The following is a 14,161-nucleotide window of genomic DNA, read 5'->3' as shown; positions in this document are numbered from 1 at the left end:
TGCTTTAAGCAGGTTTTTTTTGGTTTTGCAAATTTTTATTTTAAAGCTGATTAACTGCTTGCGCAACTTCATCAGCGTTTACGGTTCCTTCGGCTTGTTTTACCATTTCACCTTCCTTGTTGAAAACGGTGATAATGTTGGAATGAGAAAAAACAATCGGTGAAATCTTTTTATATTTTACCGCTAAAACATTCGCGAGTTCGCGTACAGATTCTTTGTCACTGCGCAGAAAAAGCCATGGTTCTCCGGAAATTTTATTTTGCGCGGCGTACTGTTTCAAAACTTCCGGCGTATCATTTTCCGGATCTATGGAAACCATTACCATTGTGGTTTCTTTCAGTTTGTCTGCATCGATTTTCTTAGCGATTTTTTTCATGTCTGAAACCAAAAGCGGACAGGCGGTTTTACAGCTTGTGAAAATCATGACCATGACAAGGTTTTTACCTTTCAGATCGCGGAGCTGAAGATGCTTTGCATCCTGGTTTTCCCATTTTGAATCCAATAAAAATATCGACTCATTCAGGGCTTTTTTTTCGTTTTTCGGAGCTTCGTTTTCTTTACAGGAAAACAGAAAAAATACCGAAAAGAGCAGGATAAAAATATTTTTCATCATTTTGTTACATCTTTAGCACATCGGAAACCGAGATTTCCTACCGTGTAATTTGCTTTTAAACTGGAACGGAATGCGTAGCGCATGTAAGAAGCGTAATTCAAAACGTCGGTGGTGCTTGTGGCACCTGCAGCGCAGAATAAACCTTTGTCATCAAATTCAGCAGTTCTGGAATCGCTCGTAGTCATTATTGAGTTAAAATCGTCCGTCCATTCCCAAACCAGATCAAACATATTATAAGCGCCCCAATAATTTGGTTTTGAAATTTTTACCGGGTGTTTCTCCCGATTTTTTTCATTATAAAGATTGATGAGGTGAGAGGAGTAGGTTGGTTTGTTTCGCGCATTTGCGCTTTCTTCGTCTGCCATCGCCACAAATTCCCATTCGTCCAGAGTTGGCAATCTTTTGCCTGCGCTTTTAGCATACGCTTTTGCGGCAAACCAGGAAACGAACGTTACAGCTGCATCAGGATTTGCATCTTTTGGCAAGGTTTCGTCGTCCTGCCAGTCTTTCAGATAGGTTTCATCAGCGAAAGCGGCTTTAACGTTGCTGCGTTTCCATTTCGGATTTTTCTTTACAAAATCTAAAAATTCAGCATTGGTAACAGGTCTTTCATCGAGTAAAAAATCCTGAACTTCTACAAAAGAGCTGTCTTCACCATAAAATGGCTGATACTCGGCACCTTTAATCAAAACCATTTTTACATCCGGTGTGATTGCAGCTTCTAAATGATTTAAAGAATCTTTGTGCGTATTGGTGGCGGAAATCTTTTCGCAGGCGGTGAATAGAAAAAAGAAACCACCAAAGAATAAGATTATTTTAAAAATTTTAGACATGGTGATTTCTTTTATTGATTTATAAGTGAACAATATTATTGAACTTTATGGAAAATTTTTGGATTTTTCTCGCCGGTAACTTTCAGCATTCCGATAGCTCCTTTGTTGAAGGCACGGAAGATAGAGTGGTCCACTAAAATATAGTTTCCTGGCTCTTCTACTTTGAATTCTACCATTGCAGCTCCACCAGCAGGGATTACTGTAGTCTGAACATTTTTATTGATCATGTCGCCACCTTCTACGTAAACTCTATCGAAGATTTCGCCAATCACGTGGAATGAAGATACCAAGTTTGGTCCACCATTACCTACAAAGAAACGAACTGTTTCACCAACTTTAGCTTCTAAAGCGTCTGCACCCATCAATTTGTTTTTCTTACCGTTGAAGACAACATAAGTTGGTCTTTCGTCAACGCCTTTATCCTGGTCGAATTCCTGAAGACCTTTTTCGTCGGTTTTTCCTTTTGTGTAGAATTCACCTTGCATGATGTAATATTCACGGTCAACTTTTGGCAATCCACCTTCCGGTTCTACCAGGATCAAACCGTACATACCGTTTGCAATGTGTAATGGAACTGGCGCTGCAGCACAGTGATACACATAAAGACCTGGATTTAAAGCTTTGAAATTGAATATTGCTTCTTTTCCCGGCGCTACGTTGGTAGCTTCAGCACCACCACCTGGGCCGTTCACAGCATGAAGGTCGATGTTATGCGGCATTACGCTATTACTTGCGTTTTTCAGGTGAAGCTCCACTTCATCACCTACACGGATTCTAATGAAAGTTCCCGGTACTGTACTGTTGAAAGTCCAGAATTTGTAAGTTACACCATCAGCCAATTCGCCTTCTTCTTCAGTAGCTTCCAGGTGAACTACAACTTTTTTCGCTGCTCTGTTACCAATTGCGGCAGGAACCAATGGCGGGTCTAATTTTTTCTGCACTTCTGTTTCACCACTTACCTTCATATCCATTGCAGAATTTTCAGTAGTTTTAGCGCCGTTGTCGCTTGTGGTTTGTTTGCACGCCTGTAATGTTAAAAGGGCTAATGCAAAACTTGTGATAATTCTTTTCATTTTAAAGAGATTTTTTTTACTGTTTTTTAATAGGACAAAATTATCCTAATTAGACTTTATTTCAAAATTTGCTGATATGAATTTTATCATCTGGAAATAGCTTTCTTCTGCATTAAATTTTCCGGGGTAAATGAGCACATTTTTGGTTATTTCTGATGGTAATCAAAAAATGTTTTTGGTTCGGTTAAAATTAGTTATTGGACAGTTTTAAGATCAGCGGTTCTGTAATGTCTTTTTGAGAGTAATAATTAGCGCCGCAAATATCTGATTTTAAAGTGTAATTTCCTTTATCGATAACAAATTGGTTTTTAGACTGACGCGGAATGGGCAAATTGTAAATTTTTGTAGAATTAATGCCAACCAGCCGAATAATAATATTACAGTTAGATTTATTTTCGATGACGGCACCAGTTTGTTTTTCCGTCGGGTCAGGATCATTTAAAAGATAAGTCAGCACTTCAGCGGTAACTTTTCTTTTATCGATTTGGTCTTTTGCCATCAGCTGGTCGAATTCTGAACCTTCGTTTTTCGGCGCCGAAGCGTTGGTCGGTGCCTGACCGGCCGGAGAGCGGTAGACGCTTCCCGGTGGCAAAACCTCGCAACTCAGAAAAAAAAGCAGTAAAAACCCCGAAAAAATAGATTTCATAAAACTTCCAAAAAAGTAAATATAATAAAATTTAAAACAAAACGCCGAAGCAGAACTCCGGCATTAAATTTTTGAAAAAAACCTTGTTTTTACAGGGAATAATTCGGTGCTTCCTGCGTGATAATCACGTCGTGCGGATGAGATTCTTTCAAACCGCTTCCGGTAATCATCACCATTTTACCTTCGTTTTGCAATGTGCTAATATCTTTCGTGCCGCAATATCCCATTCCAGCGCGGATGCCGCCTGTGAGCTGAAAAACCACATCTTCCAAACTTCCTTTGTGCGGAACGCGACCTTCAATTCCTTCCGGAACAAATTTCTTGGCTTCACTCTGGAAATATCTTTCTTTTCCGCCTCTTCTCATTGCTGAAAGCGAGCCCATTCCCTGGTAAGATTTGAATTTTCTTCCCTGGAAAATAATTTCTTCCCCTGGTGCTTCATCAGTTCCGGCCAGTAATGAGCCGAGCATTACGGCGCTTGCACCGGAAGCCAAAGCTTTTACGATGTCACCGGAAAGTTTAATTCCACCATCAGCGATAACAGCAACATTTTTACTTTTTGCATATTCGAAAACATTGTAAATCGCGGAAAGTTGCGGAACGCCAACACCGGCAACAACTCTGGTGGTACAGATGGAGCCCGGACCAACGCCTACTTTAAGAATATTGGCACCGGCTTTAATTAAATCTTTTGCGGCTTCCGCCGTTACAATATTTCCGCCGACAATATCTAAATCAGGGAAATTTTCACGGATTTCAGCAACTTTATCGAGAACACCTTTAGAATGACCATGCGCTGAATCTACAGCGATAATATCAACTCCGGCATTTACCAAAGCGGTAACGCGGTCAATGGTATCTTCGCCAACACCTACGCCCGCACCTACGATCAGGCGGCCGTTTTGGTCTTTGTTGGCATTTGGATATTCCATTTGGTTGTCAATGTCTTTAATGGTAATTAAACCAACCAGTTTGAAGTTCTGGTCAACAATCGGTAGCTTTTCAATGCGGTTTTGAAGCAGTATTTCTTTTGCCTGTTCCAGCGTGGTTGCTTTGTCTGAAGTAATGAGTTTTTCTTTAGTCATCAATTCTTCCACTTTTGCATCCAGGTTTTGCTGATATTTTACATCGCGGTTTGTAATGATTCCGATCAGCGTATTTTCTTCATTAACCACCGGTAAACCGGAGATTTTGTAAGTCGCCATCAGATCGCGCGCTTCTTTTAAAGTATGGTCTTTTGTTAAAGTAACCGGGTCGGAAATCATGCCGTTTTCCGAACGTTTCACGCGGTAAACCTGCGAAGCCTGCTCCTCAATCGGCATATTTTTATGGATAAAACCTAAACCACCGATTCGCGCGAGCGCAATAGCCATTTCAGCTTCGGTAACGGTATCCATCGCTGCCGAAATAATCGGAGTCTGAAGCGTAATTTTATCGGAAAGTCGTGATTTTAGGGAAACCTGATTAGGTAAAACTTCGGAATAAGAAGGAATTAACAGAACGTCATCGAAAGTGATGGCAGTTTCTACGATTTTGTTGTGAATAGACATCTTTACTTTCTGTGCAAAATTAAGCAATTTTTATTTAAAATGAAAAATTTGCCTCTTTTAACGGCAAATTTTTAATTTGAGTTTTTCAGCACGACCCATTGCGATTTCTGGATTTTATTTCCTTCGGAATCAGTGACGATGTAATACACCCAATACGTTCCGACGGGATAACTGATGCCATTTGTGTTTTTGCCGTTCCAGCAGCTTTCGTTGTTGGTGTGTTCATAAACTTTCGTGCCGTACCGGTCGTAGATTGCGAGCCTTAAGGTTGATAAATTTCCGAGATTTTCATAACACCAGAAGTCATTAATACCATCATCGTTTGGTGAGAAAAAATTATTTAAAAGCGCATTCGGGTCGCCGGGCTGATCCGGGATTTTAGTTTGAGTAAGGCTGATGGGCATTAAAATAGTGCAGCCGCTTCCATAAATAATTTGGGCGAAAACTTCAGTTTTTGTGGTAGCGAAATTATTAATGACAGAACCGGTTATTTCACTTGAAGAATTTGCATCTTCCGTTTGGAAATAGCGGATTCGGTTATTTCCCGGATTTGAAATAACTGCTTCCGCAAGGTTATAAACATAACTGCTGCCGCGGAAACCTTTCGGAAAAATGGATTCCTGAAGCTGAACATTTGGCGGTGGATAAATTGAAAAATTTAATTTTACTGTCTGCGAAAAGCCGCTTTCACCTCTTATTTCATAAACTAACCTGTTTTCACCAGAAAAGTCTTTGTCAATTTCCACGAATAAAACTTCATCAACGATTCGCGCTTTTCCGCGTAAGGGTTCAGTTAGAATTTTCGTGGAAACCACAACGTCTCTCGGTCGCGGAGGCGAAAAAGACGCATCTGCAGTAAAAGAAAGGCACTGTAACCCCTCATCTTTTTCGATCACCGTGTAAGGGCAAGCATCCACGCGGATAGGAGTAGTGGTGAATGTAAAATCCATATACGAAAGCACGCAGGAGTAGTTTCCCGGAAGTTTTGGGATAATCGTTGGGTTGGTTTCTCCCGCGATATTTACGCCGTCACGTTTCCATTGAAAACCGTCAAAATCATTATTATTGAGGTATAAAAAAACGCCTTCTTCAATGCAATTTCCGTTTTTTATGATGAAAGGATCATTGGAAAAGCCAGTATATCCTGCGCCATAGCCGGCATATCGATAACCGCCAACGGTATCTACCATCAAACTTTTATTGGAATTTACGCTGATATCACCGCCTAAATTTATTCTGGTAAAATAGGACCAACCCGCTTTTCCGAGAATATCCGAGAAATCAGTAACCGGAACGCCATTAAAAATAACCGAGGCATTGCTGGGCGTTTTTACGATTACTTTGTTGTTAACGACGGAAACTGCACCCAGCTCATTAATCTTGGGAATCTGAATGGTATTGGATAAATTTTGCCGCGGGTCTGGCAAATAATCTTTATCGAGAGGGTAAGAAAAAAGCATTCCGCTGGTAAAGTCTGTTCTGTCGGGAACGGGACCGCGCACCATAAAATTATAGCCGCCAATCAATTGGTACAAGTAAGCGGGTTGCGATGTACGAATGAACATGCCGCGTGTTGCAATATCTAGTGGCTCATCGTTTCGAAAACCTTCCTGCCCGCCGTCTACCCAGGTATTTATTCGGTTTGGGGTCGGACTTATAAAATGTTCCCCTTTATTGAGCGTTTTGTAGGGTACGGTTTCGTTATTAAAATAAACTTTGGTTCCATCCTTAGTAGCGAAGACGATCACTTTTTCCATTCCGGCTTCGGTTTTGGTCATTCCATTAGCGATAAAATATTCTTTGCCGATTTTCGTAATGGGCATCGCCTGATCAAGATTCATGTTTCCCGGGCCTTCCGCACCAATATTCTGACTTGCGAAATTTCCATTGGAAACAATCACCGGCTGGTCGGTGGTAATTCGCATGCCAATTAAATTCGGGTCATTATCATCTAAAATACCGCTCGGATTATTTTTACTTTTATCCATTGCGATAATATAAGATTCACCTTTCTGCAAGGTAAATTCTAAATTTTCGTGCTTTTGGTCGTCAGAAAATATAATGGTTTTATCGTAATCGGAAACTTTTACGTGCGTATTATCTTTAGTGGCAATTACCGAGGCAAAATAATTCATGCCACTCGGGTTGTTGCCGTACAGGATAATCTGGTCCATAACGGTGAAAAAGTCTTTACCCAAACCGGATTTTCCTTTTGAAGATAAAACATCAGCGATAGGTGCGGAAGTTACGGTTCTTCCCGTTGCAAGCCTTAAACTGGCGTAAAAACTCTTTTCACCCGCCAGGTGAATACCGGCCTGTAGAACTTTCATTACGCGCCGGTCGGTTGAAACCAGTATTATACTTGTATCCTCAATCTGGAAGCTGAACGGCTTTGATTTGCTGATTTCCACCGTTTTCAGCAGGATATTATTGCTGTACACGTTTACCTTAAAAGGTTCTTCTTTTTCCGTAGAAAGATAAATGGCAAATTCTGAAAGTTTATAGAGGCTGCCACTTTGGTAAACAGGCGGAAACCAGTGCTCTAAATCTAATTGCGCCTTTGAAAAAATACCTAAGCACAGAAAAAGGCTTATTAAGATTTTACTGAATTTCATGCGCTAAATTTAAATAAAATAAAGCACTCTTGCTACAATAATATTTAATCTGCCATTTTGTTTCGGATTTCATTTTTCTCCGAATAGTTGATCATTTTGGAAATATCATCCGCAGTGAACTTTCCTGAAATGTCTACATAAACCAGCTCTTTGCCAGAAGCAACGGTAATTAAAAGCTTGCGGATGGACTCACCTTTTTGTTTCGCCTGAAAATTAATGGTTTCGTTGTCTTTTTTCACGGTTACCCATTCTTCGAAATTGTTTTTCGTCAGATAATTAGCAAAATCTGCCACCATTTCCTGATTTCCGTTTTCAATGGTCATCACTTTAATATCGGAAATTTTTTTGATGAGCCTAATGAGTTCCTCACTTTCACCGTCTTCGCGCAAAGCTTTTTTCACCATTGGTTTTGCCAGAAACATCGGGACATTCACGCTTGTAAACCGCGCGTCTTTGTAATCGTAATAAGGATTGTCGAAAAACGCCATGTTCGGGCTGGAGGATACCATACACGACTGCAGCGCGAACAGCATCACAAAAAATACGGGGACAAAATAGAGTTTTTTCATGGTTTTTAGTTTATAGATTTTACACTGCCGCCGCTTGAAGATTTCTCACCGCCAGTCATTTTAGGATTTCCGACGTAACGAATGGAGGCGCCCGAAGTTGCCGCCGCATTCAAGCTTTCTGTAGCATTGATTTTAAGACTTGCGCCGGATGACGCGCGCGCTGCGCTGTTTTTAGAAGTTAAATTCTGGCCATTGTAAGAGGCGGCGCTGGAAAGGTTTACAACTGTGGTTTCCGCAGTTCCCGCAATAGTCGCCATCGAGCCGCTGCTTCCTTCAAATTCCAGAGATTTTGTTTTCAAATCCATTCTCATCGAAGAGCCGGAATTGATGTCAACTTTGGTATGATTTTTTACATTTAAATTCGCGGTAAGATTAGCGCCTGACGTGACTTCAGCATTAAAATCATTTTCATTTACTGTATTTACGGTGGTAAAAAAAGCACCGGAATTTACTTTTACCGAAGACAAACGCGGCCCTTCTATTGTAACCAACAGCTTTTTGAAGTTCAGATTCTTGTTTTCTTTATTCTTTAATGAAATCACCAAAATTCCGTTTACAACTTCCGTAGAAACATATTCCTGAAGGTTCGGATTGGTTTCTACGACCACGGTTTGATTATTTCCCTGTGTGAAATTTACTTTTATTCCACTGGAAACCGAAATTCCTGTAAATTTTTCCACATTTCGCACTTGCGTTACACCGTTTGAATTAATGTTTTCCGTGGTTACCGAACTTTTTGGAACTGAATTCTGCGCTTCATTTACCAATTTATTCACATCATCCATCGAAATTCTGCCATCCAGCATCATCAAAACCGTATTTCCGTCGGAATTGATGCTGAGCAAAAGATCATCTAAAACTCCGTTCGCCGCATCGGTGGAAAGAAATTTAATTTTGTTGTCTTTGCTGTTTACGGTAATCAGTTCCTCATATTTCATGTTTTTCAATGAAGTTCCTATTTCAGTCTGTAGTTTTTGAAATAAAGCCATTTGGTTTTGGTTTGCCAAATTGGTGGAAAGCTCAGGTTTTTCCAGAATTAAAATTTTCAAACTGTTGATTTTGCTTAGCAAAGGTTTGATCTGCGATAATTCATCATCCGCGATATTCAGCTTGTTCAGCATGTTGAACATCGGTTTGGCGATTTTTATTGATGTTACGCCGTCGGCTTCCTGGTATTTTTCAAAAAGCTGATCCAGTTTATCTTTTTGCGCATTGATTTGGAAAAAATACGAAAAAGTAAGGGCGAATATTAACAGAAGTTTTTTCATGGGTACAATTTTTTTGTTGTTAAGATTTCACAGAATCACCTAAGATTTTTAAAGGTTATTTCAAATTTTAGTAATCGTCGCTAATTGTGGTGATGACGTCGGTTTGCGCCACGGTTTTCGAAACATTTTCAGACAAAATCCGGAAGGAATACTTCGTCAAGTCAATCGCTTCCTGTTCATTTTCTATTTTCTGGCCGTTAATAATTACGTAATTCGATTCGTATTCAGGCTTTTCTGTGTTTTTTTTATGATCGGAAATTTCCGATGAAATTGCGGCGAAGCGCGGTTTCAAGTCTTTTCTGATTCTGCCGCGGCGCGGTAATATTTTTTCCATAATATCTACATCCGGCGACTGTTCTACCGTTCTGCTGGAATCGGAAATAATGCTGTCTTTTCTAACTTCCACGCTGTCATTTACCGCATTCACCGCGAAATTAGATTCCTGCTGAAAGTTGTCTTTATTCTTTAAAATCTCATTTTTCACCAAAATATCCTGGTCTTTCACGGAATTGTTATTGCCAAATTTGAAAAAAATGCCGATTGAGAGCAGAAAAATTACGCTCGCCGCCATCCAGAAATTTTTAGGAAAATAACCGCCTTTTTGGACCTTTTTTCGCGGAATTACTTTTTCCTCTTCATTGGCTTTTCCCAAAAATTCTTCGAAGCTCCAGTTCATTTTCTCTTCCCGGATTTCTTTGGTTATTTCGGTATATTTATCTTGAGATTTGCTCTTTTCCATCTTAAAAAGTTTTATAAATTTTCGATCATTCTGTTTTCGAAAGCCATCAGTTTTTCAATCTGCTCCTTCACTTTCTGCCGTGCGCGCATCAGATTTACACGAACTGCATTGGCTTCCATTTCCAGGATTTCTGCAATTTCCGCCACATCAAAATCTTCTACATCTTTCAGGTGAATCACGGCTTTTTGCTTTTCCGGTAATTGGTTAATGAAACCGATGATCTGGTCTTTCAAATTATTCGCTTCCACGTGGTAAATCTCGCTTCGGTGCTGCTGAAAACCCGCGAAACCCAGTTTCACATCTTCATGTTTCAGTCGGTTCAGGCATTCATTTTTTACCGACTTCATTACATAGGATTTCAGATTTCCAAAACTGCCGAGTTCTTCTTTTTTCTGCCAGAATTTCAGCATCAGATCCTGCACAACATCCTCGGCCTCGTCACTGCTGACCACAAATCTTTTCGCAAAACGGTACATCTCATCTTTGAGACAGAAAACCGTTTCTTTAAAAATCGTGTGAGTCATAGTTTAGTTTCTATAGGTAAGACAACGAAGATCGCAAATTTGTTACATGGAAATAAAAAAAACTTCAAAATAGTTTTTGAAGTTTAGAAAAATTGGGTGTTTTAGCGGCAAATTTTTTTTGGGCAACTTTTCCGCCTTCCGCTCCCGCTTTTTTGCTCCGCTCCGCAAAAAGAGCTCCGCTCAAGTCGGGTTGCGGTGTGCGCTATAAATCGGTGACTTTTTTATTAATTTTATAAACCGTCCCGCGGAAACTCGCGACCAGAATTTCGTCCTGGTTTTTTATCGAAATGTCATAAATTCCGGTTTTTCGTGTTTCGGAAATTAAGGTGCTTTCAGCCGTTAAAATATCACCGAGTTTCGCAGCTTTGGTAAAATTCATCGCGCAATGCAATGCAACCGACGCGTCATTGGTATTGTTGCTGGAAAAAGCAAGCGCGGAATCCGCAAGCGAAAAAGTTACGCCGCCATGAACGGTTTTTAAGCCGTTAATCATTTCTTTTTTCACCGGCATTTCTATTTTGCAATATTTTTCGCGGATTTCGATAAGTTTTATTCCCATCCATTTTGAGAATTCATCCTGGTTCAGCATATATTGCGCGAGTTCGTGTGGCGTCATTGGGTATTTTGATAATTTGGGAATGTGAAAATCTGCTAATTTGAATCTTTGAAAAAAATGGGCTTAAAGCAGCATATTTTTTATACGTTTTTACTCGGACTACTTTTAATGAACTTTGAGAAATTTTGGTAAAATTCTTTCCAGGTTATATTCTGGATAGCCGTAGGTAACAATAAAACAAAAAACATAATGATTCCTTGTGAAATGGGTTTAAACCAGTAGTTGCCGATTTCGAATTTTTCGGGATCAATCTGCCAATTCAATAAAATTAAAAGAGCTGAGAATACGATCGAGCCACAGAATGCTCCAGCTATTTTTCTTTTAGTCATATTTTTAAGCTTTTAGTAGAATTTTAATGACATCTTTTTAAGAAGCGGACTTTGTCTGTACCTTTCTTCCTGATATTCGCTGTAAAGATTTTGCAAGGTTTCCGAGATTTTCTGGTAACCAATTTCTTTTCCCCACGCGAGCAACCCTTTCGGGTAATTTACGCCTTTTTGCATGGCGAGTTCAAGATCTTCATCATTTGCAATGCCGAGTCTTTTGGCTTCCACCGCTTCATTCACCAGCATGGAAATAATTCGCATGAAAATTTTTCGGTGCAATTCGACAGTTTTTTCTGAATTTTGCTCAACATCTTTTATTTCTTGGCTCTTGGTCCTTGCATCGTGCGTCTTTTCCGAATAATCATAAAATCCTTTTCCGGTTTTTCTACCCAGCAATTTCGCTTCTGCCATTCTTTGTTGAAGCAAACTCGGTTTATATTTCGGATCGAAGAAATAATCGGCATAAACTGTTTTGGTAACTGAAAAATTGATGTCAATTCCGATTAAATCCATGAGTTCAAAAGGTCCCATTTTGAAATTTCCCAAACTTCGCATGGCTTCATCAACCTGCTCCACGGTGGCGATATTTTCTTCAACAATCCGTAAAGCTTCGCCGTAAAACGGACGCGCAATGCGGTTGACAATAAAACCCGGAACATCTTTCGCAATGACAAGAATTTTACCCCAACTTTCCATCAAAACATAAATTTCCTGCGCCAAATTTTCTTCGGTTAAAAGTCCGGGAATAACTTCTACCAAAGGCATCAGCGGCGCTGGATTAAAAAAATGAATTCCGATAAAACGGGCCGGATTTTTTAATTCTGAAGAAAGTGATGTAATTGAAATTGATGACGTATTGCTCGAAATAATACATTTTTCAGACACAATTTCTTCCAGTTGCTGGAAAACTTTGGTCTTGATTTCTTTATTTTCAATAATCGCTTCAATGACCAAATCGCAATTTTTAAAATCCGAAAGTTCCGTGCAAGGTTTTATTTTCCTGAAAATATTTTCGCTGCTTTCTGGCGTAATTTTTTGTTTCTCAACTAATCTGGCTAAAACTTTTTGCAAGTTTTCTAAAGATTTTTCGGTTTGGGCAATGTTGGCGTCATACAAAAAAACTTGGCATCCGGAAGTCGCCGCAACCTGCGCAATGCCAATTCCCATGGTCCCCGAACCGATGATTCCTACTTTGGAGATTTGAGATTCGAGATTTGAGATTTGAGATTTCTCGCGCTTCTTGGTTCTTGGTTCTTGCATCTTTTGTCTATTTTCCCTTATATTCCGGTTTTCTTTTTTCTAAAAATGCGCTCACGCCTTCCATAAAATCTGCGGATTCTGCGGCTTCCTGCTGCAAAATTCCTTCAATGTCAAGTTGCTGAGTCAGCGTGTTGTCGTAAGATTCGTTAAAGGCTTTTTTTGTTAATGAAATGGCTTTTGTTGGTGAATTTGAAATTTGTTCCAGAATTGCCATTGAATTTTCAAGGAAGTTTTCATCTTCAAAAACATCGGCGATTAAACCGAGATTTTTTGCCTCTTTAGCCGATAATTTTTTGCCCGTAAAAGCCAGATAATTGGCCTGCTGTCTTCCCAAAAGTTTCGGCAGCCAATACGTTCCACCGGTGTCCGGAATTAATCCGATGTTTACAAAAGCCTGAGAAAAATACGACGATACTGTGGCTAAAGTGAAATCACAAATCAAAGCCAACATTGCCCCGGCTCCCACTGCGGGACCATTTACCAAAGAAATTACAGGTTTTCTGGCGTTTGCAATTTCTTTAACCAACGGATTATAAAAATCAATAACCATGCGCTGAATGACTCTTTCTTCGTCAGCATCGCCTAATGACATGGCGTCTTTTAAATTCTGACCGGAACAGAAGGCTTTTCCACGTCCAGAAATCGCCAGACAGCGCACATTTTCATCGCGGCTGCCGTCGTGAACAAATTTTCGGAGCTCTGCGAGCAAAGTTTTATTTAAACTGTTATAAGTTTTTTCGTCATTCAGATACGCGATCTGCAGTTTCCCGTCGAGGTGAGATTCTATTTCGAGTTGGTTGTACATATTTTGAGGTGTTGATTTGCTAATGTGGTAATGTGTTTATTTTTCCAATATTAATCGGATTTTAACAAAGATAATGGTTTAATTACATTTAAAATAATGCTTTGAATACTGTCTTTTTAAACATCAATTTAGCACATCACCACATCGTCAGTGACATTTAAAATAATCGAAAGGTTCCAGGCAATCGTTGCACTGATAGCTGGCTTTGCAAAGTGTAGAACCGAAGCGGCTGATTTGCTTCGTATTTTCCGAACCGCAGCGCGGACATTTTTTCGGAATGTTCAGATGATCTTCGTGATTTCCTTTTTCCGGTGGTGTAATTCCGTACGCGCGGAGTTTTTCGCGTGCTTCATCGGTAATCCAGTCTGTCGTCCAGACCGGAGAAATTTTGGTAGTTATTTTGGCTAAAATTCCGCTTTCTTTAAAAAGTTTAATGATGTCCTCTTCGATATTAAACATCGCCGGACACGCCGAATAAGTCGGTGTAATTATAATTTCGGCTTCGTTTTCAGAAATCATTTCAGCTTCCCGCACAATTCCTAATTCAACAATATTGATGACGGGAATTTCGGGATCAGGAATTTGGGAAAGAAGTTCAAAAAGTCGGTTCAAAATAAACTATGAATTTGAGAATGTGTCAATTTGGTAATTTGAAAATGTGTCGATTTGGTAATTTGATGATGGAGAAATTTTTTAATTCTGAAATCAGCACATTACCAAATTT

At 39.7% G+C, this 14,161-nt stretch carries 13 protein-coding genes and 1 pseudogene; all 14 read right to left on the bottom strand.

The window, feature by feature from the left end:
• Positions 1-40 precede the first annotated feature (40 nt).
• The 14 genes and pseudogenes from OA84_RS01615 to paaD all read right to left on the bottom strand — a co-directional run bounded on the left by OA84_RS01615 (position 41) and on the right by paaD (position 14,049).
• On the bottom strand, positions 41-613 hold the full coding sequence (locus OA84_RS01615) for an SCO family protein (protein WP_052252065.1): 573 nt from the start codon (positions 611-613) through the stop codon (positions 41-43).
• On the bottom strand, positions 610-1,446 hold the full coding sequence (locus OA84_RS01610; protein ID WP_039342618.1) for a formylglycine-generating enzyme family protein: 837 nt from the start codon (positions 1,444-1,446) through the stop codon (positions 610-612). The genes OA84_RS01615 and OA84_RS01610 overlap by 4 nt, the downstream gene beginning before the upstream one ends.
• A gap of 50 nt (positions 1,447-1,496) precedes the next feature.
• Positions 1,497-2,519: pseudogene (gene nirK, locus OA84_RS01605) on the bottom strand (copper-containing nitrite reductase); the annotation flags it as partial.
• Between the two features lie 190 nt (positions 2,520-2,709).
• Positions 2,710-3,165, bottom strand: a complete 456-nt coding sequence (locus tag OA84_RS01600) for a DUF6759 domain-containing protein (protein ID WP_052252064.1) — start codon at positions 3,163-3,165, stop codon at positions 2,710-2,712.
• Positions 3,166-3,254: 89 nt separating this feature from the next.
• Entirely contained in the window at positions 3,255-4,715 is a 1,461-nt protein-coding gene (guaB, locus tag OA84_RS01595; protein ID WP_039341394.1) for an IMP dehydrogenase, read from the bottom strand.
• Between the two features lie 71 nt (positions 4,716-4,786).
• Complete coding sequence (locus OA84_RS01590) at positions 4,787-7,330, bottom strand: T9SS C-terminal target domain-containing protein (protein WP_039341392.1); 2,544 nt, start codon at positions 7,328-7,330, stop codon at positions 4,787-4,789.
• A 44-nt stretch (positions 7,331-7,374) separates the two neighbouring features.
• Complete coding sequence (locus tag OA84_RS01585; RefSeq protein ID WP_039341389.1) at positions 7,375-7,899, bottom strand: DUF4252 domain-containing protein; 525 nt, start codon at positions 7,897-7,899, stop codon at positions 7,375-7,377.
• A 5-nt stretch (positions 7,900-7,904) separates the two neighbouring features.
• Positions 7,905-9,167 (bottom strand): DUF4252 domain-containing protein, encoded by a 1,263-nt coding sequence (locus OA84_RS11440; RefSeq protein ID WP_052252063.1) that lies wholly within the window; start codon positions 9,165-9,167, stop codon positions 7,905-7,907.
• Between the two features lie 67 nt (positions 9,168-9,234).
• Positions 9,235-9,906, bottom strand: a complete 672-nt coding sequence (locus OA84_RS01575) for a hypothetical protein (RefSeq protein WP_039341386.1) — start codon at positions 9,904-9,906, stop codon at positions 9,235-9,237.
• Between the two features lie 11 nt (positions 9,907-9,917).
• On the bottom strand, positions 9,918-10,430 hold the full coding sequence (locus OA84_RS01570) for an RNA polymerase sigma factor (protein ID WP_039341383.1): 513 nt from the start codon (positions 10,428-10,430) through the stop codon (positions 9,918-9,920).
• A gap of 202 nt (positions 10,431-10,632) precedes the next feature.
• Positions 10,633-11,046: a PaaI family thioesterase gene (locus OA84_RS01565; RefSeq protein WP_039341380.1), complete on the bottom strand. Its 414-nt coding sequence runs from the start codon at positions 11,044-11,046 to the stop codon at positions 10,633-10,635.
• Between the two features lie 341 nt (positions 11,047-11,387).
• Positions 11,388-12,632 carry a 3-hydroxyacyl-CoA dehydrogenase NAD-binding domain-containing protein gene (locus OA84_RS01555; protein WP_084060819.1) on the bottom strand — a complete coding sequence of 415 codons (1,245 nt, stop codon included), beginning with the start codon at positions 12,630-12,632 and terminating at the stop codon, positions 11,388-11,390.
• A 7-nt stretch (positions 12,633-12,639) separates the two neighbouring features.
• Positions 12,640-13,437, bottom strand: a complete 798-nt coding sequence (locus OA84_RS01550; protein ID WP_039341372.1) for an enoyl-CoA hydratase-related protein — start codon at positions 13,435-13,437, stop codon at positions 12,640-12,642.
• A gap of 147 nt (positions 13,438-13,584) precedes the next feature.
• Positions 13,585-14,049 carry a 1,2-phenylacetyl-CoA epoxidase subunit PaaD gene (gene paaD, locus OA84_RS01545; RefSeq protein ID WP_039341370.1) on the bottom strand — a complete coding sequence of 155 codons (465 nt, stop codon included), beginning with the start codon at positions 14,047-14,049 and terminating at the stop codon, positions 13,585-13,587.
• Positions 14,050-14,161: the final 112 nt, after the last annotated feature.

Origin of the sequence: Kaistella solincola (genome assembly GCF_000812875.1) — a bacterium.
GTDB lineage: Bacteria > Bacteroidota > Bacteroidia > Flavobacteriales > Weeksellaceae > Kaistella > Kaistella solincola.
The sequence above is the reverse complement of the archived record's forward strand: the minus strand, read 5'-3'. Positions and strand labels throughout refer to the sequence as shown.

Excerpts from the sequence above, each read along its gene's own strand:
- OA84_RS01590 (WP_039341392.1), bottom strand. The coding sequence starts at position 7,330 with ATGAAATTCAGTAAAATCTTAATAAGCCTTTTTCTGTGCTTAGGTATT.
- OA84_RS01615 (WP_052252065.1), bottom strand. The coding sequence starts at position 613 with ATGATGAAAAATATTTTTATCCTGCTCTTTTCGGTATTTTTTCTGTTT.
- guaB (WP_039341394.1), bottom strand. The coding sequence starts at position 4,715 with ATGTCTATTCACAACAAAATCGTAGAAACTGCCATCACTTTCGATGAC.
- OA84_RS01610 (WP_039342618.1), bottom strand. The coding sequence starts at position 1,446 with ATGTCTAAAATTTTTAAAATAATCTTATTCTTTGGTGGTTTCTTTTTT.
- OA84_RS01575 (WP_039341386.1), bottom strand. The coding sequence starts at position 9,906 with ATGGAAAAGAGCAAATCTCAAGATAAATATACCGAAATAACCAAAGAA.
- OA84_RS11440 (WP_052252063.1), bottom strand. The coding sequence starts at position 9,167 with ATGAAAAAACTTCTGTTAATATTCGCCCTTACTTTTTCGTATTTTTTC.
- OA84_RS01550 (WP_039341372.1), bottom strand. The coding sequence starts at position 13,437 with ATGTACAACCAACTCGAAATAGAATCTCACCTCGACGGGAAACTGCAG.
- OA84_RS01600 (WP_052252064.1), bottom strand. The coding sequence starts at position 3,165 with ATGAAATCTATTTTTTCGGGGTTTTTACTGCTTTTTTTTCTGAGTTGC.
- OA84_RS01555 (WP_084060819.1), bottom strand. The coding sequence starts at position 12,632 with ATGCAAGAACCAAGAACCAAGAAGCGCGAGAAATCTCAAATCTCAAAT.
- OA84_RS01565 (WP_039341380.1), bottom strand. The coding sequence starts at position 11,046 with ATGACGCCACACGAACTCGCGCAATATATGCTGAACCAGGATGAATTC.
- OA84_RS01585 (WP_039341389.1), bottom strand. The coding sequence starts at position 7,899 with ATGAAAAAACTCTATTTTGTCCCCGTATTTTTTGTGATGCTGTTCGCG.
- OA84_RS01570 (WP_039341383.1), bottom strand. The coding sequence starts at position 10,430 with ATGACTCACACGATTTTTAAAGAAACGGTTTTCTGTCTCAAAGATGAG.